21 protein-coding genes are annotated in these 20,599 nt (G+C 73.4%); 8 read left to right on the forward strand and 13 right to left on the reverse strand.

Annotated features, from left to right (window positions below; translation table 11 throughout):
• Positions 1-111: 111 nt before the first annotated feature.
• The gene (locus tag ACSMXO_RS23990; protein WP_346256368.1) at positions 112-951 is read left to right on the forward strand and encodes an aldo/keto reductase; all 840 of its coding nucleotides are present in this window, start codon (positions 112-114) and stop codon (positions 949-951) included.
• Between the two features lie 65 nt (positions 952-1,016).
• On the opposite strand, the gene ACSMXO_RS23995 is transcribed toward ACSMXO_RS23990, so the two are convergent.
• The 3 genes from ACSMXO_RS23995 to ACSMXO_RS24005 all read right to left on the reverse strand — a co-directional run bounded on the left by ACSMXO_RS23995 (position 1,017) and on the right by ACSMXO_RS24005 (position 3,266).
• Positions 1,017-1,484: a hypothetical protein gene (locus tag ACSMXO_RS23995; protein ID WP_346256367.1), complete on the reverse strand. Its 468-nt coding sequence runs from the start codon at positions 1,482-1,484 to the stop codon at positions 1,017-1,019.
• A 70-nt stretch (positions 1,485-1,554) separates the two neighbouring features.
• The gene (locus ACSMXO_RS24000) at positions 1,555-2,169 is read right to left on the reverse strand and encodes an FMN reductase (protein WP_455413854.1); all 615 of its coding nucleotides are present in this window, start codon (positions 2,167-2,169) and stop codon (positions 1,555-1,557) included.
• On the reverse strand, positions 2,166-3,266 hold the full coding sequence (locus ACSMXO_RS24005; protein ID WP_346256365.1) for an LLM class flavin-dependent oxidoreductase: 1,101 nt from the start codon (positions 3,264-3,266) through the stop codon (positions 2,166-2,168). Before ACSMXO_RS24005 ends, ACSMXO_RS24000 begins: the two co-directional genes overlap by 4 nt.
• Positions 3,267-3,482: 216 nt before the next feature.
• Between ACSMXO_RS24005 and ACSMXO_RS24010 the strand changes: the two genes are divergently transcribed.
• From ACSMXO_RS24010 to ACSMXO_RS24025, 4 genes are all read left to right on the forward strand, one after another.
• Complete coding sequence (locus ACSMXO_RS24010; RefSeq protein WP_455413855.1) at positions 3,483-4,838, forward strand: sensor histidine kinase; 1,356 nt, start codon at positions 3,483-3,485, stop codon at positions 4,836-4,838.
• A gap of 73 nt (positions 4,839-4,911) precedes the next feature.
• Positions 4,912-5,643, forward strand: a complete 732-nt coding sequence (locus ACSMXO_RS24015; protein WP_455413856.1) for a response regulator — start codon at positions 4,912-4,914, stop codon at positions 5,641-5,643.
• A gap of 169 nt (positions 5,644-5,812) precedes the next feature.
• Positions 5,813-6,697, forward strand: coding sequence for an ABC transporter ATP-binding protein (locus ACSMXO_RS24020; protein WP_455413857.1), 885 nt, complete (start codon positions 5,813-5,815; stop codon positions 6,695-6,697).
• 59 nt (positions 6,698-6,756) lie between these two features.
• A complete protein-coding gene (locus ACSMXO_RS24025) occupies positions 6,757-7,839 on the forward strand; it encodes an ABC transporter permease (RefSeq protein ID WP_455419297.1) in 1,083 nt (360 codons plus the stop codon).
• A 19-nt stretch (positions 7,840-7,858) separates the two neighbouring features.
• Here the strand turns inward: ACSMXO_RS24025 and ACSMXO_RS24030 are convergent, their stop codons facing one another.
• From ACSMXO_RS24030 to ACSMXO_RS24055, 6 genes are all read right to left on the reverse strand, one after another.
• Positions 7,859-8,956 carry a CapA family protein gene (locus ACSMXO_RS24030; RefSeq protein WP_455413858.1) on the reverse strand — a complete coding sequence of 366 codons (1,098 nt, stop codon included), beginning with the start codon at positions 8,954-8,956 and terminating at the stop codon, positions 7,859-7,861.
• Between the two features lie 100 nt (positions 8,957-9,056).
• A complete protein-coding gene (locus tag ACSMXO_RS24035; protein ID WP_455413859.1) occupies positions 9,057-9,683 on the reverse strand; it encodes a bifunctional 4-hydroxy-2-oxoglutarate aldolase/2-dehydro-3-deoxy-phosphogluconate aldolase in 627 nt (208 codons plus the stop codon).
• Positions 9,680-10,432, reverse strand: a complete 753-nt coding sequence (locus tag ACSMXO_RS24040; RefSeq protein WP_346256360.1) for an IclR family transcriptional regulator — start codon at positions 10,430-10,432, stop codon at positions 9,680-9,682. Before ACSMXO_RS24040 ends, ACSMXO_RS24035 begins: the two co-directional genes overlap by 4 nt.
• Positions 10,433-10,447: 15 nt before the next feature.
• Positions 10,448-11,446, reverse strand: coding sequence for a sugar kinase (locus tag ACSMXO_RS24045; RefSeq protein WP_455413860.1), 999 nt, complete (start codon positions 11,444-11,446; stop codon positions 10,448-10,450).
• 163 nt (positions 11,447-11,609) lie between these two features.
• Complete coding sequence (locus tag ACSMXO_RS24050) at positions 11,610-11,972, reverse strand: ArsR/SmtB family transcription factor (protein ID WP_346256358.1); 363 nt, start codon at positions 11,970-11,972, stop codon at positions 11,610-11,612.
• Positions 11,973-12,022: 50 nt separating this feature from the next.
• Positions 12,023-13,084, reverse strand: coding sequence for a DUF2332 domain-containing protein (locus tag ACSMXO_RS24055; RefSeq protein WP_455413861.1), 1,062 nt, complete (start codon positions 13,082-13,084; stop codon positions 12,023-12,025).
• 385 nt (positions 13,085-13,469) lie between these two features.
• On the opposite strand from ACSMXO_RS24055, the gene ACSMXO_RS24060 reads away from it, so the two are divergent.
• Positions 13,470-14,750 (forward strand): multidrug effflux MFS transporter, encoded by a 1,281-nt coding sequence (locus ACSMXO_RS24060; RefSeq protein ID WP_455413862.1) that lies wholly within the window; start codon positions 13,470-13,472, stop codon positions 14,748-14,750.
• A gap of 74 nt (positions 14,751-14,824) precedes the next feature.
• On the opposite strand, the gene ACSMXO_RS24065 is transcribed toward ACSMXO_RS24060, so the two are convergent.
• Positions 14,825-15,679 carry a pentapeptide repeat-containing protein gene (locus ACSMXO_RS24065; RefSeq protein WP_455419298.1) on the reverse strand — a complete coding sequence of 285 codons (855 nt, stop codon included), beginning with the start codon at positions 15,677-15,679 and terminating at the stop codon, positions 14,825-14,827.
• 301 nt (positions 15,680-15,980) lie between these two features.
• Here ACSMXO_RS24065 and ACSMXO_RS24070 point away from each other — a divergent pair, with 301 nt between their 5' ends.
• Complete coding sequence (locus tag ACSMXO_RS24070; RefSeq protein ID WP_455413863.1) at positions 15,981-17,186, forward strand: esterase-like activity of phytase family protein; 1,206 nt, start codon at positions 15,981-15,983, stop codon at positions 17,184-17,186.
• Between the two features lie 56 nt (positions 17,187-17,242).
• Here the strand turns inward: ACSMXO_RS24070 and ACSMXO_RS24075 are convergent, their stop codons facing one another.
• Positions 17,243-18,061, reverse strand: a complete 819-nt coding sequence (locus ACSMXO_RS24075) for an ArsR/SmtB family transcription factor (protein WP_455413864.1) — start codon at positions 18,059-18,061, stop codon at positions 17,243-17,245.
• 190 nt (positions 18,062-18,251) lie between these two features.
• Here ACSMXO_RS24075 and ACSMXO_RS24080 point away from each other — a divergent pair, with 190 nt between their 5' ends.
• Complete coding sequence (locus ACSMXO_RS24080) at positions 18,252-18,476, forward strand: DUF2188 domain-containing protein (protein ID WP_346256353.1); 225 nt, start codon at positions 18,252-18,254, stop codon at positions 18,474-18,476.
• Positions 18,477-18,662: 186 nt separating this feature from the next.
• On the opposite strand, the gene ptsP is transcribed toward ACSMXO_RS24080, so the two are convergent.
• Together ptsP and ACSMXO_RS24090 are read right to left on the reverse strand one after the other, a co-directional pair.
• The gene (gene ptsP, locus ACSMXO_RS24085; protein ID WP_346256352.1) at positions 18,663-20,309 is read right to left on the reverse strand and encodes a phosphoenolpyruvate--protein phosphotransferase; all 1,647 of its coding nucleotides are present in this window, start codon (positions 20,307-20,309) and stop codon (positions 18,663-18,665) included.
• Entirely contained in the window at positions 20,302-20,586 is a 285-nt protein-coding gene (locus ACSMXO_RS24090) for an HPr family phosphocarrier protein (protein WP_107256135.1), read from the reverse strand. Before ACSMXO_RS24090 ends, ptsP begins: the two co-directional genes overlap by 8 nt.
• Positions 20,587-20,599: the final 13 nt, after the last annotated feature.

The raw sequence follows: 20,599 nt of genomic DNA on the forward strand, positions 1-20,599 counted from the left end.
CACCGCCACCCCGACGGCCGGTACGCCGGCGCGAGTAGGTTGATCTGGAGGAACGCCGCACCGCACCGGCCCGCACCCCTGGGCCGGACTGGACCGCAGGAGATCAACCAGATGAACGCAGAGCCGACCGTGCCGACCCTTCCGCTGGCGAACGGTGCCCGGATACCGCAGCTCGGTTTCGGGACCTGGCCGCTGTCCGACGCCGAGGCCGAGCGGGCCGTCGCCGAGGCGATCGGGGTCGGTTACCGGCTGATCGACACCGCCTACAAGTACGGCAACGAGGTGGGCGTCGGCCGTGGCCTGCGCGCCTCCGGGGTGCCCCGGGAAGAACTCTTCGTCACCAGCAAGCTGAACGGCGAGTGGCACGGTCGGGACAGGGTGCGGGAGGCGTTCCAGGACAGCATCGGCAAGCTCGGCGTCGACTACCTCGACCTCTATCTGATCCACTGGCCGATGCCCTGGCAGGACCGGTACGTCGACGCCTTCCTGGGCCTGTCCGACCTGCTCCGGGACGGCCGGGTACGGGCCGTCGGGCTGTCCAACTTCAAGCCGGCACACATCGACCGGATCCGCGCCGCGACGGACGTGACGCCGGACGTCAACCAGATCCAGTTGGACCCGACGCTGACCCGGGACGCCGCCCGGGCGTACCACCGGGAGCACGGCATCGCCACCCAGTCCTGGGGGCCGATCGGGCATGGCGGCGAACTCCTCGCCAACCCGGTGGTGACCGGGCTGGCCGACCGGTACGGCCGGACGCCCGCGCAGGTCGTGCTGCGGTGGCACCTCGACCTGGGGCTGGTCCCGATCCCGAAGACCGCCTCGCCGGACCGGATGAAGAGCAACATCGACGTCTTCGACTTCACGCTCGCCCCGGAGGACGTCGCCGCGCTCTCCGCGCTCGACCGCGGTGAACAGGCCGCCGCCGACTCCGACACCGTCGGACACTGAACCACCCGGTCAGGCCGGGCGGTGGCCCGGCCTGACCGGTACCGAGGCAGCGCATCGGCACCGGGTCACGGCAGTTCCATCGTCTCCGCGACGGCGATCTCGGACAGTGCGGCGGCCAGGTAGTCGCCGGCCGCTCCGCCGGTGACGGCGAGCAGGTCGGCGACGAGCAGCGGGGCGTGCCGGGCCACCGCCGCCGGATCGGGCGGCGGTGCCTCGTCCGCCATCTGGTGTACGCCGAGCGCGCCGGTCAGCAGCAGCGCCAGCACCCCGACGTCCAGCCCCGGCAGCCAGCCGGCGTTGCTCCGGGCACACCGCACGAGCACGGCCTGCACGTCCTCCCCGGCCAGCCCGTCCGGGTGCGCCTGCTCCAGCAGCAGTCGCAGCACCGCGCCGAGCACCAGCCCGACCTGTTCGCCGGGGAGCAGGGCGAGGTCGCCGGCCGCCTCGTCGAGCGCGTCCGGGTCCTGCGCCCGGACCGCCTCGACGGCACGGACGGTGGCCTGCGTGATGGCCCGGGGCACCGGTGGGATCATCAGGACATTCAACCGGACGTACCCGCACCGGCCGGGCCCCGGGCACCCCCGTCAGCCGGGCCGGCGGGGCTCAGTCGCCGGTCAGCAGTTGGTCGAAGGTCGTGGTGAGCCGGAACGGGTCGACGGCCTCGGCCGGTTCGCGGCGGGCGACCTGCTCGGCGAGTTCCCGGGCGGCCCGGTCGATCCGGCCGCGCAGCGTGCCCTGGGCGCTGCCGCCGGCCCAGTCCTCCGGCGCGGCGAAGACCGAGGTCGGCACCACCACCGCGCGCAGATAGCTGAACATCGGCCGCAGCGCGTGTTCGAGCGCCAACGAGTGCCGGGCGGTGCCGCCGGTCGCGCCGATCAGCACCGGCCGGTCGACCAGGGCGTCGTCGCCGAGCACGTCGAAGAACGCCTTGAACAGCCCGCTGTAGGAGGCGTTGAAGATCGGGGTCACCACGATCAGACCGTCGGCGGCGGCGACGGTCTCCAGTGCCCGGTTGAGCGCCTCCGGCGGAAAGCCGGCGAGCAGGTGGTTCACCACGTCGTGGCCGAGGTCGCGCAGCTCGACCACCTCGGTCCGGACCGGCACACCCCGGCGGTCGAGTTCGGCGCCGGTGGCCGAGGCGAGCTGGTCGGCGAGCAGCCGGGTGGAGGACGGCACCCGCAGCCCGGCCGAGACGACCACGAGGGTCCGGGCCGTCATCGGACCGCCCCCGCCTCGGCCGCCGCGTCCCGCTCGGCCTTCATCGACGCGTGCGTCGGTGCCTCGGGTACGTGCGCGGGGCGGAGCGCGGCGAACTCCCGCCGCAGCACCGGTACGACCTCCTCGCCGAGGATGTCCAACTGCTCCAGTACGGTCTTCAGCGGCAGTCCGGCGTGGTCGACCAGGAAGAGCTGCCGCTGGTAGTCGCCGACGTAGTCCCGGAAGGTGAGGGTGCGGTCGATCACCTGCTGCGGGCTGCCGACGGTCAACGGGGTCTCCCGGGTGAAGTCCTCCAGCGACGGGCCGTGCCCGTAGACCGGCGCGTTGTCGAAGTACGGCCGGAACTCGCGTACCGCGTCCTGCGAGTTGCGCCGCATGAACACCTGGCCGCCGAGGCCGACGATGGCCCGGTCGGCGTCGCCGTGGCCGTAGTGCGCGAACCGCTGCCGGTAGAGGCCCACCATCCGCTGGGTGTGCTCCTTGGGCCAGAAGATGTGGTTGGCGAAGAACCCGTCGCCGTAGTACGCGGCCTGCTCGGCGATCTCCGGGCTGCGGATCGAGCCGTGCCAGACGAACGGCGGGATCCCGTCCAGCGGCCGGGGCGTCGAGGTGAACGACTGCAACGGGGTGCGGAACTTGCCCTCCCAGTCGACGACGTCCTCCCGCCACAGCCGGCGCAGCAGGTCGTAGTTGTTGATCGCCAGTGGGATGCCGTTGCGGATGTCCTGCCCGAACCACGGGTACACCGGCCCGGTGTTGCCCCGACCCATCATCAGGTCGACCCGGCCGTCGGCCAGGTGCTGGAGCATGGCGTAGTCCTCGGCGATCTTCACCGGGTCGTTGGTGGTGATCAGGGTGGTCGCGGTGGAGAGCAGCAGCCGGCTGGTCCGAGCCGCGACGAACCCGAGCATGGTGGTGGGTGAGGAGGGCACGAACGGCGGGTTGTGGTGCTCACCGGTGGCGAAGACGTCGAGACCGACCTCCTCCGCCTTCAACGCGATGGCGACCATGGCCTTGATCCGCTCCGCCTCGGACGGCTCCCGTCCGTTCGTCGGATCGGTGGTCACGTCACCCACGCTGAAGATCCCGAACTGCATCGCCAGCTCCTCACTCGGTCCCGGGCGCCAGTCCCCGGATCGCCCCGCACAACATACTTGCCGAGTCAACTATTCCGGGGTCCAGCGGGACCGGGGCGGCGGAGATCGCCCGGGACAGTGGCCCGCGACGGACAGCAACCCACTACCCTCCGTGATATCCGCCATGCCGGCAGGTCGAAGATGCGCGGGACGCGGCCGATACGTTATTCATGTCGGGTGGAGGCTGGCAGCGCGCGACAGGACGACCCGGCACCGACCGGCGGGCCGGACAGCGACCCGGCGCGCCCGTGGGCCCGCCCCGGGCCGACCCGGCAGCAGCGCCAACGGGACCTCTACCTGGGCCTGTCGATGGCGGCGCTCGGCCTGCTCAGCGTGGTGCTGTCGAACAGCATGGGCAGCTTCCCGCTCGGCAGCCCGCCGTCCTGGCCCGAGCAGCTCGGCTGGGCGGTCGCGGGCGGCCTGCCGCTGATCTGGCGACGCAGCCATCCGGAGATCAGCACCAGCGTGCTCGCCGCGATCTTCATCACCGCCCAGGTCCGGCACGTTCCGGAGGTATGGGTCGCCTCCGCGACGCTCTTCGTCGCCGTCTACAGCCTCGGCGCCTGGGGGCGGGACCGCCGGCTCTCGGCCTGGATCAGGGTCGGGGTCATCGTCGCGATGTTCGTCTGGCTGGTCATCGCGGCGGGGCTGAGCATCGCGTCGGCGGAGTCGAACTTCCCGGGCGCGGCCGGCCCGATCTCCCCGCTCGTCGCCGTCGCGATCACCACCGTGCTGTTCAACGGCGCCTTCTTCCTGCTCGCCTACCTGCTCGGCAACCGCACCTGGACCTCCGCGCTGCGGCAGCACGAGCTGGAGGTGCAGGCCGAGGAGCTGCGCCGGTCCCGGGCCGAGAACGCCGAGCGGGCGGTCAACCAGGAACGGGTACGCATCGCCCGCGAGCTGCACGACGTCGTCGCCCACCACGTCTCGGTGATGGGCGTGCAGGCCAGCGCGAGCCGGCGGGTCATGGACAAGGACCCGAACAAGGCCAAGACCGCGCTCGCCGCGGTGGAGCAGAGCGCGCGTACCGCCGTCGACGAGTTGCGCCGGATGCTCGGGGTGCTCCGCGACGCGGGCGCCGCCGACGGGGCCCTCGGCTACGGGCTGGAGCAGGTCGACAGCCTGCTCCAGGGGGCCCGGGACGCCGGGCTCGCCGTCGAGTACAAGATCTACGGCACGCCGGTGCCGGTGCCGGAGTCGGTCTCGCTGGCCGGCTACCGGGTGGTCCAGGAGGCGATGACGAACACCATCAAGCACGCCCGGGCCAGCGCGGTCGACGTACGGATCCGGTACCTGCGCCGGGAGGTCGAGGTGGAGGTGACCGACGACGGCCGTACGGGGCTGGCCGCCGTACCGGGCCGGTCCGCTGGGGGCGGTGGGCTCGGCCTGATCGGCATGCGGGAACGGGTCGCCGCGCACGACGGCAGCCTGGAGGTGGGCGCCCGGGCCGACGGCGGTTTCCGGGTACGGGCCCGGTTCCCGATCGCCCCGGCCGGTGCCGCCGACGCCTCCCCCGCGACGGCGACGGCGTGACCGGGCGCAGCGCCGGCCTCGGCCGGCCCGCCCCGGCGGCTCGGCGGGACGACGAGCGACCGGAGCAGTGGTCATGACGGAGCCGAACACCCCGATCCGGGTCCTCCTCGCCGACGACCAGCACCTGGTCCGGGCCGGCCTGCGGATCATCCTGGAGACGGAGGAGGACTTCGAGGTGGTCGGCGAGGCGGCGGACGGCCGCCGGGCCGTCGAACTCGCCCTGGCCGAGCGGCCCGACGTCGTCCTGCTCGACGTGGAGATGCCGCACCTGGACGGGTTGGCGGCGACCCGGCAGATCGTGGCGGCCACCGGGGCGGACGGGCCGGCGGTGCTGATCCTGACCACGTTCGACCGGGACGACTACCTGTTCGCCGCGCTACAGGCCGGGGCCAGCGGATTCCTGCTGAAGAACGGCTCACCGGAGGATCTGGTCGAGGCGGTGCGGATCCTCGCCCGGGGCGACGCGCTGCTCGCCCCGCAGATCACCCGTCGGGTGATCGCGACCTTCGCCACCCCGGCCGGACCGGGCTCCCCGACCGCCGGCCGGCCCGGCGCGGGCGGCGGACCGTCCGACCTGGACCGGCGCCGGCTGGCCGAGCTGACCGAGCGGGAACGGGAGGTGCTGGTGCAGCTCGCCGGGGGCGCCTCCAACGCCGAGATCGCCGAGCGGCTGCTGCTCGGCGAGGCGACCGTGAAGACGCACGTCTCCCGGGTACTGATGAAGCTCGGGCTGCGCGACCGTACCCAGGCGGTGGTCTTCGCGTACGAGCACGGGGTGGTGACCCCGGGCGGTGCCGGCGGCTGACCGGCCCGGCCGCCGGACGCGGTGCCGGCTCATCCCGGCGGCGCACCACGCGGTAAGTGGATCATCCTTGCGGTTCCGCCGCGCGACGGACGTCAGCGGCGTCCCGCCGGACTAACCTCGTCCCCGCCGGTGCGGGTGCGCCGGCGGGAGACCTGGCGAAGGAGGCCGGATGCTGCGCGTGGCGTCCGTCGATCGGTCGTTCGGCGGCCGGAGAGTGCTCGACGACATCTCGTTCGAGGTGGTCCCGGGCCGGATGACCGGGTTCGTCGGGGCCAACGGTGCCGGCAAGACCACCTCGATGCGGATCATCCTCGGCCTGCTCGCCGCCGACTCCGGCACGGTGACCTGGCACGGTGAGCCGGTCAGCCGGGCCGTCCGGCAGCGCTTCGGCTACATGCCCGAGGAACGCGGCCTGTACCCGAAGATGAAAGTCCGGGAACAGCTCGTCTACCTCGGCCGGCTCTACGGGCTGACCGCGCCGGCCGCCCGGCGCAGCGTCGACGAGCTGCTGGACCGGATCGGTCTGGCCGAGCGGGCCGGCGATCCGCTGGAGAAGCTCTCCCTCGGCAACCAGCAGCGGGCCCAGATCGCGGCGGCGCTGGTACACGACCCCGAGGTGCTGATCCTGGACGAGCCCTTCTCCGGGCTCGACCCGATCGCCGTCGAGGTGATCGCCGGGGTGCTGCGGGAGCGGGCCGCCCGAGGGGTACCGGTGCTCTTCTCCAGCCACCAGCTCGACGTGGTGGAGCGGCTCTGCGACGACCTGGTGATCATCGCCGCCGGGGCGGTACGCGCCGCCGGCAGCCGCACCGAACTCCGCACCAGGTACGCGGCTCCGCGCTACCAGCTCGTCCTCGACGCCGACGCCGGCTGGGTCCGCGACCTGCCCGGAATCTCCATCGTGGACCTCGACGGCGCACGGGTCGTGATCGAACTCGCCGATCCCGCCGACGACCAGGCGGTGCTGCGGGCGGCCCTCGCCCGGGGCCCGGTACGCGCCTTCGGCCCCATCGTCCCCTCGCTCGCCGAGATCTTCCGGGAGGTAACCCAGTGACGACGCTCGCACCGTCCCGCGACCGGCAGCAGGCCGGACCGACCGCCACCGGCACCTCGCTGTGGAGCGCCACAAAGCTGGTCGCCGGCCGGGAGATCACGGTCAAGCTCCGGGACCGGACGTTCCTGATCAGTACCGTCCTCTTCCTGGTGATCGCGGCCGGCGCCACGGTGCTGCCGGCGCTCTTCGGCAACGGCAGCTCGACGGTGGCCGTGGTCGGCACCGGCGACGCCGGCGGCCTGCTGGACCGGGCCGGCATGGAGGTGGTGGCCGCCACCGACGTCGCGCAGGCGGAGCAACTCGTCCGGGACGGCGACGTGGACGCCGCCGTGGTGCCGGGGGACGGGGCCGGCGGCATCCGGGTGCTGGCGATGGACCGTACGCCGGACTCGGTGGTCCGGGCGCTGAGCAGCGCTCCCCCGGTGCAGCTCCTCGACCCGGACGCGGTCGACCCGGTGCTGGCCTTCCTGGTGCCGATGTCCTTCTCGATGGTCTTCTTCTTCCTCTCCATCACCTTCGGCGTGCAGATCGCGCAGAGCGTCACCGAGGAGAAGCAGACCCGCATCGTGGAGATCCTGGTGGCGGCGGTGCCGGTCCGGGCCCTGCTCGCCGGCAAGGTGCTCGGCAACGGCGCGCTCGCGCTCGGCCAGGTGGTGCTGATCGCGCTGGTCGCGGTCGTCTCCATGCAGGCCGTCGGCGGCGACACCGGCCTGCTGGGGCAGCTCGGTCCGGCGATCGCCTGGTTCATCCCGTTCTTCGTGGTCGGTTTCGTGCTGCTGGCCTCGCTCTGGGCGGTCACCGGCGCGCTGGTCAGCCGGCAGGAGGACATCAGCGGGGCGTCCGGCCCGGCCCAGTTGGTGATCATGGTGCCGTTCTTCCTGGTGATCTTCCTCAACGGCAACCCGACGGCGATGACGGCGCTCTCCTACGTGCCGTTCTCCGCGCCGACCGCGATGCCGCTGCGGCTCTTCTTCGGCAACGCCGCCGGCTGGGAGCCGGTGCTGGCGCTGCTGCTCCTGCTCGGCGCCGCCGCGCTCTGCATCACGCTCGCCGCCCGGCTCTACGAGGGGTCGCTGCTGCGTACCAACGGGAAGACCTCGGTGCGGGCCGCGTGGCGGGAGCGGGAGACCCGGGTCTCCTGAGCACCCCCGTCGGCCAGGATCAGGATCGTTTCGCGGCGAGGCCGGAACAGCGCCTCGCCGCGGCGATCCGGTCCTCGATCCGCTCCCGGGCGGCGCCGGAGACGAGTACCGGCTGGCCGGTCCGGGAGACCGTGGCGGGCAGGAACTCGTTGCGGATCACCGTACGGCCCCGGACGGTGAGCCGGAGTACTCCGGAGTCGGTGCTCTTGGAGTCGCCGTACCAGAGGAAGTTGCCGAGCCCGTAGTGCAGGTACGTCCGGCCGAGCCAGCCGTCGCCGAGCAGGGTGTGCGCGTGCGTACCGAGCACGATGTCGGCACCGGCCCGGGACATCCGGCCGGCGAAGCTCTTCATCTCGCCGCTCGGGCAGGAGTTCCCCTCGATCCCCCAGTGCATGAAGACGATCACCAGGTCGGCCCGCTCCCGGGCGGCCCGTACGGCTGCGGTGGCCCGGGCGGTGTCGAACGCCATCGCCACCCCGGGCCGGGTCGCGGTCGGCTTCCACTGCCCGGCCAGCTCGTGCACCTGCGACATGCCGAGTACGGCGATCCGCACCCCGCGCACCGTGGTCAGCCAGGGCGCGTACGCCGTGTCGGCGTCGCGGCCCGCGCCGAAGACCGGGAAATCCGCCTCCGCCGCCGCGTCGAGGGTGTCCCGGAGCCCTACCTGCCCGTAGTCCAGTACGTGGTTGTTGGCGACCGAGGCGGCGTCCACCCCGGCGGCCCGCAGCGCCGGGTAGGCGCTCTTCGGCGCCCGGAAGTGGAAACGCTTCGGCTGCGGGGTGCCCCGACCGGTCACCGCCGTCTCCAGGTTCAGCAGGGTCAGGTCGGCGTCCCGCAGGGTCGACGCGATCCGGCCGAACGCCGTCGCCGGCTCGTCGAGCAGCCGCAGCGTACGCCCGGTGAAGTGGACGTCACCGGCAAACGCCAGCCGCAGCTCGACCGGCGCGGCCGGGGTCGGTGCCGCCGCCGGGCTGGTCGGCGCCGGAGCGGGTGCGCTCGCCGAGGTCCCGGGTGTCGCCGGACCGGTGTCCGGCTGCGCCGAGCATCCGGCCAGGACGGCCCCGGCCGTGACCGCCGCCAGCATCGCCCGCCACGCCCGCACCGCGCCGCCGCCCATCCGGCGAGGGTACGCGGCGGCGGGCCGGCCCGCCGCCCGGCGCCCGACCGCGGACGGCGTGTCGACGTTCCCCGCCCCAGTCGACGCCCTCGTCCGGGGGTTACCGGCGGACGAGCCGGCCGAGCAGGTCGAGTTGGCGGGAGTCCTGCAACGCGGACCCGACCGCCACCACCCGGGCACCGGCCGCGAGGAAGTCGTCGGCGTTGTCGGCGTCCAGCCCACCGGTGGCGACGAACTTCACCGCCGGGAACGGGCCGCGCTGGGCCCGCAGCCAGCCGGTGCCGAGTTCGCTGGCCGGAAACGCCTTGACCCAGGTGTGCCCGGTGCGCAGCGCCCGGCCGATCTCCGAGGAGGTGGCGACTCCGGGCAGGTGGGCGAGGCCGAGCCGGGAGCACTCGGCGGCCACCTCCGGGTCGTACCCGGGGGCGACGGTGAAGACCGCGCCGGCCTCGTACACCGTGTGGACCTGTTCCGGGGTGAGCACCGTGCCGGCGCCGACCGGCCGGTCCCGCTCCCGGCCGGCGGCGATGGCGGCGTGCAGCGCGGGCAGCGCGTCCGGGCTCTGCACCGGTACCTCGACCACGTCGATGCCGGCGTCCCAGGCCCGCTGGCAGAGTTCGACGGTCCGGTCCGGGTCGAAGCCACGGAGGATCGCCATCACCGGCTGGCTGGCGAAGAGGCTGTCGAAGAAGGTCGTCGAGGGGTTGGGCACGGTCGCTCCGTTCATGATCGGTGTTCTCCGGTCCAGCCGAGGTCCCGGGAGATCGCGGCGCAGGTTCCGGTCAGCTCCGGCAGGTGTTCGCGGAGGCGCTCCAGCGGGGCCAGGGCGCGCAACGCGGTGATCGACACCGCGCCGGCCACCCGGCCCCGGGCATCCCGGACCGGTACGGCGACACAGCTCACGAAGTCCTCGAACTCGCCGTCGTCCTCGGCCCAGCCGCGCTCGGCGATCCGGGCCAGCTCCGCCCGGAACTCGGCCGGGTCGGTGATCGAGGTGTCGGTGTGCCGGGGGTACGTCAGCCGGGCCAGGAAACGTTCCCGGGCCGGCTCGTCGAGGTGGGCCAGGATCGCCTTGCCAACTCCCGAGGTGTGCGGGTCGACCGGCTGGCCGACCCGGGACCGCATCCGCAGCGCCCCGCGACCATCCACCTTGGCCACGTAGACGATTTCGTCGTCGACGAGCTGGGCGAGGTGCACGGTGTGGCCGTACCGGTCGCCGAGCCGGACCAGGTGCGGGTGGGCGACCGGGTGCAGGTCGAGCTGTTCCACCGCGTGCTGCGCGATCGCCACCATCCGGAACCCGATCGTGTAGCGGCCGTCGACCGGGCGGGCGAACCCGCCCCGTTCGAGGGTCTGCACCAGCCGCAGCGCGGTCGACTTGTGCACCCCGAGGTCGTCGGCGAGCTCGCCGAGCGAGCGGGGTCGCTCGGCGAAGAGTTCGATGATGCGCAGTGCGCGCTCGACGGTCTGGGACATCCTCGACTCCCCGGCTCAGGCCGGTCCGGTGGGCCGGTGCCAGTCGTCCGGCGTGATGTCCAGCACCGCGCAGATCGTCGGCACCGGCGGCAGTTCGGCGAAGTCCGAGACGGAGCCGAGCGCGGCACCGGCGACCAGGTGCCCGAGCCGCAGCCGGGCGGCGGGGGCGAGGCCGCGCAGCGCGCCGGAGAGCCAACCGGCGGCGAACGCGTCGCCGGCACCGACCGGCTCCACCACCTCGACCGGCCGGGCCGGCTCGACGGTCACCCCGTCGGCGGAGAACGCGACCGCCTCCACCGCACCGTTCTTCACCACCAGGGTCCCGGGCCGGTCGACCAGGGCACGGACGTCCTCCGGCTCCTTGACGTCCCAGAGCCGCGCCGCCTCGTCCAGCCCGACGAAGACCACGTCGGCGGCCTGGGCCAGCCGGAGCAGCTCGGTGGCGGCGGTGGAGAGGTCGGGCCAGAGTGCGGGCCGGTGGTTGACGTCGAAGGAGACCAGCCGCCGTCCCGCCGGTCGCGTGCTGATCAGCCGCTCGACCAGCGCGCGGCAGCTCTCCGAGAGCGCCGGGGTCACGCCGCTGAGGTGCAGTACGGCCGCCGGCACCGCGTCGACCCGGGCCGCGTACCCCGGATCCATGCTGGCGGCGGCGGAACCGCGCCGGTAGTAGTAGACCTTCGTGCCGTCCGGGCCGGGGTCCTTGAGGTAGACGGCGGTCGGCCGGGTCGGGTCGACCTCGACCAGCGAGGTGTCCACCCCGGTCGCCCGGACCTGCCCGACGACCAGCTCGCCGAGCGGGTCGGCACCGACCCGGCTGGCCCAGCCGACCCGGTGGCCCAGCGCGGCGAGGAACATCGCGACGTTGGACTCGGCGCCGCCGGCCCGGAGCACGAAGGTCGACTCGGCGTCCAGCCGCCCGCCGGGGGTCGGGGTCACCATCACCATCGTCTCGCCGACGCACACCGCGTCGAGCACCGTCGCCGGCTCGGCGTCGGTCGTCGTGACCGGGCTCACCACATTCCCCTCCGTTGCATATGTTGCAACTGCCGCCTCATCATCTGCACCCACCGCTGGACACAGGCTAGATCAGCGACCGCGGCACCGCGACAGCCGGAGCGGATGGAGCGCCGACGAGTGGCGATGAACACTGCCCGGGCGGGTACTCGGCGGCACGGGTTCAGTCGTGGTCGGGTGCGCCGGTGAGGTGGTGGTCGGCGGCGTACAGCACTTCGGCGACGAGCCGCCGGACGTGGCCGCCCCGCGCCCGGTAGACCGCCCGCCGGCCGTCCCGCCGCACGCTGACCAGCCCGGCGAGCAGCAGCTTCGCCAGGTGCTGGGAGACCGCCGGCCGGGCCGCCCCGACGGCCAGGGCCAGGCTGCCCACGTCGTACTCGTCGTCGCGGAGCAGCCACAGCAGGCGGAGCCGGGTCGGCTCGGCGAGCATCCGCAGCGCGGTCACCGCCGTCTCGATCTGGGCGTCGGTGGGCAACTCCTGCCCGCTGCCGGCGGTCGGTGCCTCGTCGGGTGCGTACACGAGCACCTAGTCTGCTGTCGCCGCGCTGGCCGCGTCCACTCCGCCGGACCACCGGCTCAGTCGGGCGGGTGCAGCGGGCCCAGCCAGCGCAGGTGACCGTCGACCCGGAGCAGCGGTACGACCACGCCGTCCGGACCGTGCATCGCCAGCTCGCCGCGCGGATCGGCGACGTGCCCGCCGTGCGGCGCGGACGGCGGCTCCTGCCAGACGTGGTAGAGCGGGCCGCCCTCCCCGATCGAGTCGATCGCGCCGTCGAAGGCTGCCCGCCGACCGGCCGGAACGTGCATCCGGGTCGCCGCGTGGAACACCACCCTCGGCTCACCGGGTGGCAGGCCGCGGCCCAGTGCCGGGCAGACCTGCACCGCGTCACCGCCGACGACGGCGGGCGGCTCGGCCGCCACCGCGTCCAGGGCGGCGTCGAGCAGCGTCGCCGCGTCCTGGTTCTCCGGCCAGACCAGCGCCCGCAGCCAGCGCCGCGCGTGCGCGTCGGTGACGTCCACCGGATTCAGGTCCACCCCGGTCCGGCTGGCGATCGGCGGTACGTCGTCCAGGTCCGGCAGCGGCGTACGGCCCAGCCACCGGCTGTCCAGCGTGACGGTGGCATCGACGGGTCCGAACACCCGGTCGCCGACGAGGTAGCGGTAGCGGTCGACGTACAGGTGGATGCCGGCGCTCGACCCGACCTCGACCAGGTGCACCGGGCCGGCGCAGCGCTGCCCGATCACCCAGAGCGCGTACCGCAGCGCGACCGCCCGGCGTACGACGTTGGTCTGCACCAGGCGGGTGCGGACGAGTTCGCCGAGTTCGGTCCGGTACCGGCGGCAGAAGTCCCGCAGCACCGGCCCGGCGCCCGCCGGCTCGGCGGCTGACGAGCCGACCAGCGACGGGTAGAAGTCGCGCAGCGGATGCCGTGCCCCGGCCAGCAGCAGGTAGTGTGCCGCCCCGAAGAACAGGTACGACGCCTGCTGCCCCGGCCGCCGGCCGGTCAGCAGTTCGAGAGTCGACCAGTCCCCCGCCACCACCGGGCAGAGCGCCCGGTAGAGCGGGGAGGTGGTGAAGGTTGCCGGCGCGGCGGCGAAGTGTTGCGCAAGCTCGTCGATCTCCCGCGCCGTCGCCATGTCCCTCGTTCCGCGTCCACGTCCGCCGAGTAGTCCACATCCACCGGGTAGCCCAGGTCCACCGGGTCCGCGTCCGGCGATCCGGGTCCGCGTCCGGCGATCCGGGGGTCGCGTCCGCCGATTCGGTCGCCGTCCGAAGCTACCCGGGTGGTCCGGGAAGCCGCTCCGGCGAGGTTGCGGCCCGGTCGTACCGGTTGGGTGCCAGCCGTGGTGATTCTGCCGGTTCCCGGACGTCGTACCAGTATCCGGCCTGCGGCGGGCCGGCGGATGTGAGCTGAGGCACCGTTTGATCAAGCGGGAATGTGCCGGAGCGCCAGCGGTTGGAGGCAGGTGTGATCTTCGCTGTCCGCGTCCAGACCCACGACCACCCGCTGGGAAGGCTCTCATGACCGCCACCGCCACGCACGTCGAGGCGTCCGGGCCGCCCGCCACGCCCGGCGACCTGATGACCGGGCGGGAACGGCTGCGGCTCGTCCTCGTACTCGGGTCGTTGATCGCGATCGGGCCGTTGACGATCGACATGTACCTGCCGGCGCTGCCGGCGATCACCGCCGACTTCCGCACCGCCGAGGCCGCGGTGCAGTTGACCCTCACCGGCACCCTTGCCGGGCTCGCCCTCGGCCAACTGCTGATCGGCCCGTTCTCGGACGCGGTCGGCCGGCGGGTCCCGCTGCTCGCCGGCCTGGTGCTGCACGTGGTCGCCTCCGTGCTCTGCGTCGTCGCCCCGAACATCGGGACGCTGGGCGTGCTGCGGGTGTTGCAGGGGCTCGGCACCGCCGCCGCCTCGGTGGTGGCGATGGCCGTGGTACGCGACCTGTTCAGCGGTACCGCCTTCGCCAAGATCTTCTCCCGGCTGATGCTGGTGATGGGCGCCGCCCCAGTGCTGGCGCCCACCCTGGGCAGCGCGGTGCTGGGTTGGACGGACTGGCGCGGAGTCTTCATCGCGCTCGCCGTCTTCGGGATCGTCCTGGTCACCCTCGCGGCGTTCAAGCTGCCCGAGACGCTGCCGGTGCACCGGCGGCGCAGTGGCGGCGTACGCGGCACCGCCCGGGTCTACCGCTCGCTGCTGCGGGACCGGACGTTCGTCGGGCTCGTCCTGGTCGCCGGGCTGGCGATGGCGGCGCTGTTCGCGTACGTCTCCGGCTCGTCCTTCGTCTTCCAGGAGGAGTACGGCCTCGACGAGCAGCAGTTCGGGATCGTCTTCGGCGCCGGCGCGGTGGGGCTGATCTCCGCCTCCCAGCTCAACGTCCGGCTGCTGCGCCGGTACGCCCCGCAGCGGATCCTGGTCACCGCACTGGGCGTCGGCACGCTGGCCGGGTTCGCATTGCTCGCCTTCGCCGCGACCGGATTCGGTGGGCTGCCCGCCGTGCTGGTGTCGCTCTGGGTGGTGCTCGCCGCCTCGGGCCTGGCCATGCCGAACGCCCCGGCGCTGGCGTTGAGCCGGCACGGCGAGGCGGCCGGCACCGCGGCGGCGCTGCTCGGCGCGGTGCAGTTCGGCATCGGCGCGCTGCTGGCGCCGCTGGTCGGCGTACTCGGCAACGGCAGCGTCGGGATGGGCCTGGTGATCGCCGGTGGCATGGTCGCCGCGCTGACCGTGCTCTTCCTGGTCGTCCGCCCGGCCCGCCTCTCCGCCACCCCGGAGGTCGCCCCCGCCGTCGCACACTGAGTCGACCTCATGATCCGGGAGCATCCGGCTCGCCCCGACCGGCCGGGCGCTCCCGAATCATGCCGGCGCTCGGATCATCTGGGGCGGCGGCGGTTGCGGGCGCGGGTGGGTGCGCCGTGGTGGTGGGAGGGGGCGATGGTCAGGCGCCAGTGGTCCGGGTGGCGCAGGGCCGGCGGGAGGCCGGTCCGGACATCCCCGGCCGCCGCGTCGACCTGGGCCTGGGTGAGGAAGAGGCTGCCGGTCAGGTCGGCACCGCGCAGGTTGGCGCCGCGCAGGTCCGCCCCGGTCAGGTCGGCCAGGGTCAGGTCCACACCGCGCAGGTCGGCGCCGATCAGGTACGCCCCGCGCAGGTTGGCGCCGGTCAGGTCGGCACGGCGCAGGTCGACGCCGATCAGCTCGGCTCCCCGCCGGTCGGCTCCGTTCCGTCCGGTGCGGGACCGGATCTGCTCGCTGGCCCGCAGCAGCACCTCGTTGACGGTCCGGCGGTGGGTCGCGACGTCCAGGGCGACGAGCGAGGACGGCTCGCCGTCGGCGAGCCGTTCGGTGGCGGCGCGGGCGGCGGCCAGTTCGGCGTGCAGCGGTTCAGCCGGGCGCAGCGCCAGCGCCTCGGTCAGATACCAGAGCAGTTCGTGGAGCTGCCGCACCACCGGGAACACCTCGAACATCCCCGCCGCGATCTCCGGGTCGGCCCGCCAGTCCCGTCCCTGGTAGGTGACCTGGGCGACCTGCTGGCCGGCGCCGAAGCAGTCGAAGACCGTACACCCGGCGAAGCCGCGCTCCCGCAGGTCACGGTGGATGCCGCAGCGGTGGTCGGGCCGGAGGTTGGGGCAGGCCCGGCCGGCGGGCTTGTCGATGGCGAAGTCCGACGAGGCGGCGAAGGCCGGCACCACGCAGCACAGCCCGAAGCAGCGCTGGCAGTCGGCGCGCAGCTCACGCCGCCGCCCGGCCTCCGCGCTCGGCCGGGCGGCCGGGCTGGTCGGGGCTGATGCTGGCTCGGAGGTGCCGGACACGATAGTTGATCTCCAATGAGCGGGCCGATCGGCGGGCCCGCACCCCGTCCGGGCGGGCCTACCTCATCGTTGAGCTGGGTGAAGGGTACCTACCGGGCAGCCGGGGCCGAGGACGTCGGGCGGCCGCCGGAGCGTTTCGGTAATGAGTGCCCGGTGGACAGCCCGCATTAACCGGCCGCACCTAGCCTCCCCAGCGAGTTCCGCTACGAAAGAAGGACCGATGGGAATAGTGAAGCGGGTCGGCATGGGTGTCGCGGTGGCCGCCCTGGCGATCACCGTGCCCGGGGTGGCCTCTGCCACCGACCGGAGCACCTGGGACCGCGCCGAGTTGTTGAAGTTCGCCGCGCTGCCGGCCGAGACCTTCGTGCCGGGCAGTGAGCCGTCCGGATCCCTGCTCGGCGGTACGCCCAGCAACGGCGTCGTCCCGCCCTTCGCCGACCAGCCGGTGCAGGGCTTCAGCGGCGTACTGCGCAACAGCGACGGCAGCTTCGACGTGCTCTCGGACAACGGGTTCGGCAACAAGGGCAACAGCGCGGACTTCCTGCTCCGGATCCAGCGGGTCGACCCGGACTTCGGCTCCGGCACCGTCGACGTGGTCGGCGGGATCACTCTGACCGACCCGGACGGCAGGGTGCCGTTTCCGCTGACCCGCCCCGACCGGGTACTCACCGGCGCCGACTTCGACGTCGAGTCGACCAGCCGGACCGCCGACGGGACGTACTGGATCGGCGACGAGTTCGGGCCGTGGCTGCTGCACTTCGACCGGGCCGGCCGGCTGCTCGCGGCTCCGGTGGCGCTGCCCGGGGTCTTCGCGCCGGAGAACCCGACCCGGGGCGAGACTCCGGCCAACCTGAACAGCAGTAAGGGTTTCGAGGGCATGGCACAGTCCCCGGACGGGCGTACCCTCTACCCGCTGCTGGAGGGCACCGTCGCCGGTGACCCGGCGGGCACGCTGCGGCTGCACGAGTTCGACATCGCCGCGAACGCGTACACCGGGCGGCGCTGGACCTACCTGCTGGACGCCCCGGGCAACGCGATCGGCGACGCGATCGCGGTCGACAAGGACCGGTTCCTGATCATCGAGCGGGACAACGGCGAAGGGGCGACGGCCAAGGTCAAGAAGATCTACCTGGCCGACCGGCGGGACCGTAACCGCGACGGCCAGCTCGACAAGACACTGGTCGCCGACCTGATGGACATCGCCAACCCGAGGCGGGTGGGTGGCTTCGACCGGACCTTCACCTTCCCGTTCCAGACCATCGAGGATGTGGTGATTCTCGACGACCGCACCATCGCGGTGCTCAACGACAACAACTTCCCATTCTCCAACGGAAGGGTGCCGGGGCAGCCGGACGACAACGAGTTCATCGTGCTCAAGCTCGACCACGAGCTGGACGCCGACAAGCGGGTGCTGCGCCGGTACTGAGACCCCGCCGGCCCGCCGCCATCCGGCGGCGGGCCGGGCCACCGGCCGGGCGGGGGTCAGCCGGCGGCCGGGGTGGCCGGCTCAGGCTCGTCCCGCGGCAGCGGCTCGCCGGTCTCCAGCAGCGTCTTGAGGCTGGAGAGGAGCTCCGGCCAGCCCTCGCTGACGCTGTCGAGCACCGGGCTGCCCGGCGCGAAGCCCTCGTGTACGACGGTCAGCCGCACCGCCCTGCCCCGAGGCTCGATCTCGAAGGTCACCTTGCTGCGCGGCTCCTCGGCCAGCTTGGCCACCTCGGCCGGATCCGTCCCGTACGCCCTGGCGAACTCCGGGCTGAAGTCGTGCCAGGCGTACGACAGCCGGCGGTAGGGCTCGGCCTCCAGCACCACCTGCTCCGGGCCGGGGACCCGTACGCCGTTGTGCACCCAGACCATCTCCGAGCCGACCTGCCAGTCGGTCTCGAAGGTGACCCCCCAGTACCGGCTGGTGAAGGCGGGATCGGTCAGCGCCTGCCAGAGTCGTTCCGGAGTCGTGTTGATGTGGCTCGTGTAGACGAATTCGCGCTCGCCCATGGGTTCCTGCTCCAATGCCCTCTTGAGGTCGGCGAGTGCGTGCACCCGCCCCCGGTCGTACCGGTTGATCCAGCGGTCCGCGATGGCGTTGATCGGCTCGGCGTTGAGGTAGTGCAACTTCTCCCGGCCACGCCAGAGCGTGGTGACCAGGTTGGCCGCCTCCAGCACCGCGAGGTGCTTACTGACCGACTGCCGGGTCATCGCAAGCCCGGCGCACAGCTCCCGGAGACTCTGCCCGTTTCGGGTGTTCAGGCTGTCCAGCAGCCGCCGGCGACTGCCGTCGGCGAGTGCCTTGAACACCTCGTCCATCCTCGCCATCCTCCCGAATATGCAGCTAACTGGTTGCCTAAACCATAGGCAGCCAGTTAGCTGCATGTCAACTGCCCGGCCGATCACCACGACGACCCGCCGAGGATCTCCGCCGGCAGGATCAGTGGTTTCCGATCCCGTGTTCCGGGTAGCTCTCCCTCCATAACCGACAGTCGACCAGGAGGCACAGATGGCAGCACGGACCGAGTACCACGTCGTTCCCGAGGCCAACGGCTGGAAGGTCGAGCATGGTTCCACGGTGGTCGGTCACTACGACACCAAGGAGAGCGCGCTCGGCGCCGGCCGTGACGCGGCCAAGGCGAACCAGCCGAGTCAGGTCGTCGTACACAAGCAGGACGGCCGGATCGAGACCGAGCACACCTACCGCGACGACCCCTTCCCGCCCGCCGGCTGAGAGCAACCGCCGGAGGACGACGGCACCGGATCGGCGCCGTCCCAGGCGGAGTTCCCGCGCAGCGGCCCACGCCAGCACAGCGGCGTGGGCCGATTCGCGGGTCAGGCAGCGTCGCGGGTCAGGCAGCGTCGCGGGTCAGGCAGCGTCGCGGGTCAGGCAGCGTCGCGGGTCAGGCAGCGTCGCGGGTCAGGCAACCGCCTTGCGGGCCCGCTCGGCGTCGTCGGCGTCCACGGCCAGCCGGGCCAGCCGGGCGCAGTCCGCGTACGACCGCCCGGCAAGTGCCGCCCGCACCGGGGCCAGCGAGCGTCCCGACATCGACAGGCTGGTCATCCCGAGGCCGACCAGGACCGGGGCGAGCAGCGGGTCGGCCGCCGCCTCGCCGCAGACGCCGACCGGCTTGCCGGCGGCACGTCCGGCGGCACCCACCTCGGAGATCAGGCGCAGTAGGGCCGGCTGCCACGGATCCAGCAGCTCCGCCAGCAGACCGGACTGCCGGTCGGCGGCGAAGGTGTACTGGCTGAGATCGTTGGTGCCGATGCTCAGGAAGTCGACGACCTCCAGCAGCTGACCGGCGCGCAACGCCGCCGCCGGCACCTCGACCATCACCCCGGCCTTCGGCAGTCCAGCCGCGTGCACCGCGTCGGCGAACTCGGCCGCCTCGGCCCGGGTGGCGACCATCGGTGCCATCACCCAGACCTCCGCCCCGGTCTGCTCGGCCGCCCGGGCGATCGCCGCCAACTGGGTCCGCAGCAGCTCCGGGCGCTGCCGGACCAGCCGCAGGCCGCGTACCCCGAGCGCCGGGTTCGGCTCCTCGGCCTGGTGCAGGAACGGCAGCGGCTTGTCGGCGCCGGCGTCCAGGGTGCGGATCACCACCCGGCGCCCGGCCAGGGCCGCGAAGACCTCCCGGTACGCCTCGGCCTGCTCGGCCAGCCCTGGTTCCCGGCTCCGGTCGAGGAAGAGCAGTTCGGTGCGGAACAGCCCGACACCCTCGGCGCCGTCCGCCGCCGCCAGGTCGCGGGCCGAGCCGATGTTGGCCAGCAGGGCGACCGGGTGCCCGTCCGAGGTACGCCCCGGGCCGGAGGCCGCCGCAACGGCCGTGCGGTGCTCCCGGTCGGCCGCCTCGGCGGCGGCCACCTCCGCCGGGTCCACCTCCACCCGGACCAGCCCGGTCGCGCCGTCGACCAGTACCGGGGTGCCGTCGGCGAGGTCGCGGGCGCCGGAGCAGGCGACCACGGCGGGCAGCCCGAGCGCGCGGGCCAGGATCGCGGTGTGGCTGGTCGGGCCGCCGGACTCGGTGACCAGCGCGACCACCTGCTCCGGGTCCAGGTCGACGGTGTCGGCCGGGGCCAGGTCCCAGGCGGTGAGCACGTACCGGTGCCCCGGCGAGGGCACCCCGGGCATCGGCCGGCCGAGGCAGACCGCCACCGCCCGGTCGCGCAGGTCGTCCAGGTCGGCGACCCGCTCGGCCAGGTATCCGCCAGCCGCCTCGAACGCGGCGCGGTGGGTGGCGAAGGCCGCGTCGATCGCGTGCGGCCCGTCCGAGCCGGCCAGCACCTTCGCGCGTACGGCGTCGAGCAGCACCGGGTCCTCGGCCATCATCGCCTGCGCCCGGAGTACGTCGACCAGGGTCTTCTCCCCGGACCGCTCGGCCCGCCGGGTCAGGTCGGCGACCACCTCGCGCAGCGCCGCCACCGCCCGGTCGGCCTCGGCCGCCGGATCGGTCACCGGGGCGGGTGCGGGCAGCGCCGGCACCCCGGCGACCCGGAGCACCGGTCCACCGGCGACGCCCGGACTGACCCCGATCCCGTGCAGCGGCCCGGCCGGCTCAGGCATCGGCCGGCTCCTCCGCGTCCAGGTCCCGGGCGAGCAGCTCGGCGAGACCGTCCAGGGCCGCCTCGGCGCCCTCGCCGTCGGCCTCCAGCACCACCTCGGTGCCCTGCTTGGCGCCGAGCGAGAGCACCGAGAGCATGCTGTTGGCGGGTACCGCCCGCTTCTCGCCGGTCCGGATGGTCACCGGGACCGGTGCCGCCCCGGCGGCCGCGACGAAGAGCGCCGCCGGGCGGGCGTGCAGGCCGCTGGCGGAGCCGACCGTGACCGTACGGGTAGCCATGATGGCCTTCCTC

The sequence above is a fragment of the Plantactinospora sp. DSM 117369 genome (genome assembly GCF_053764795.1).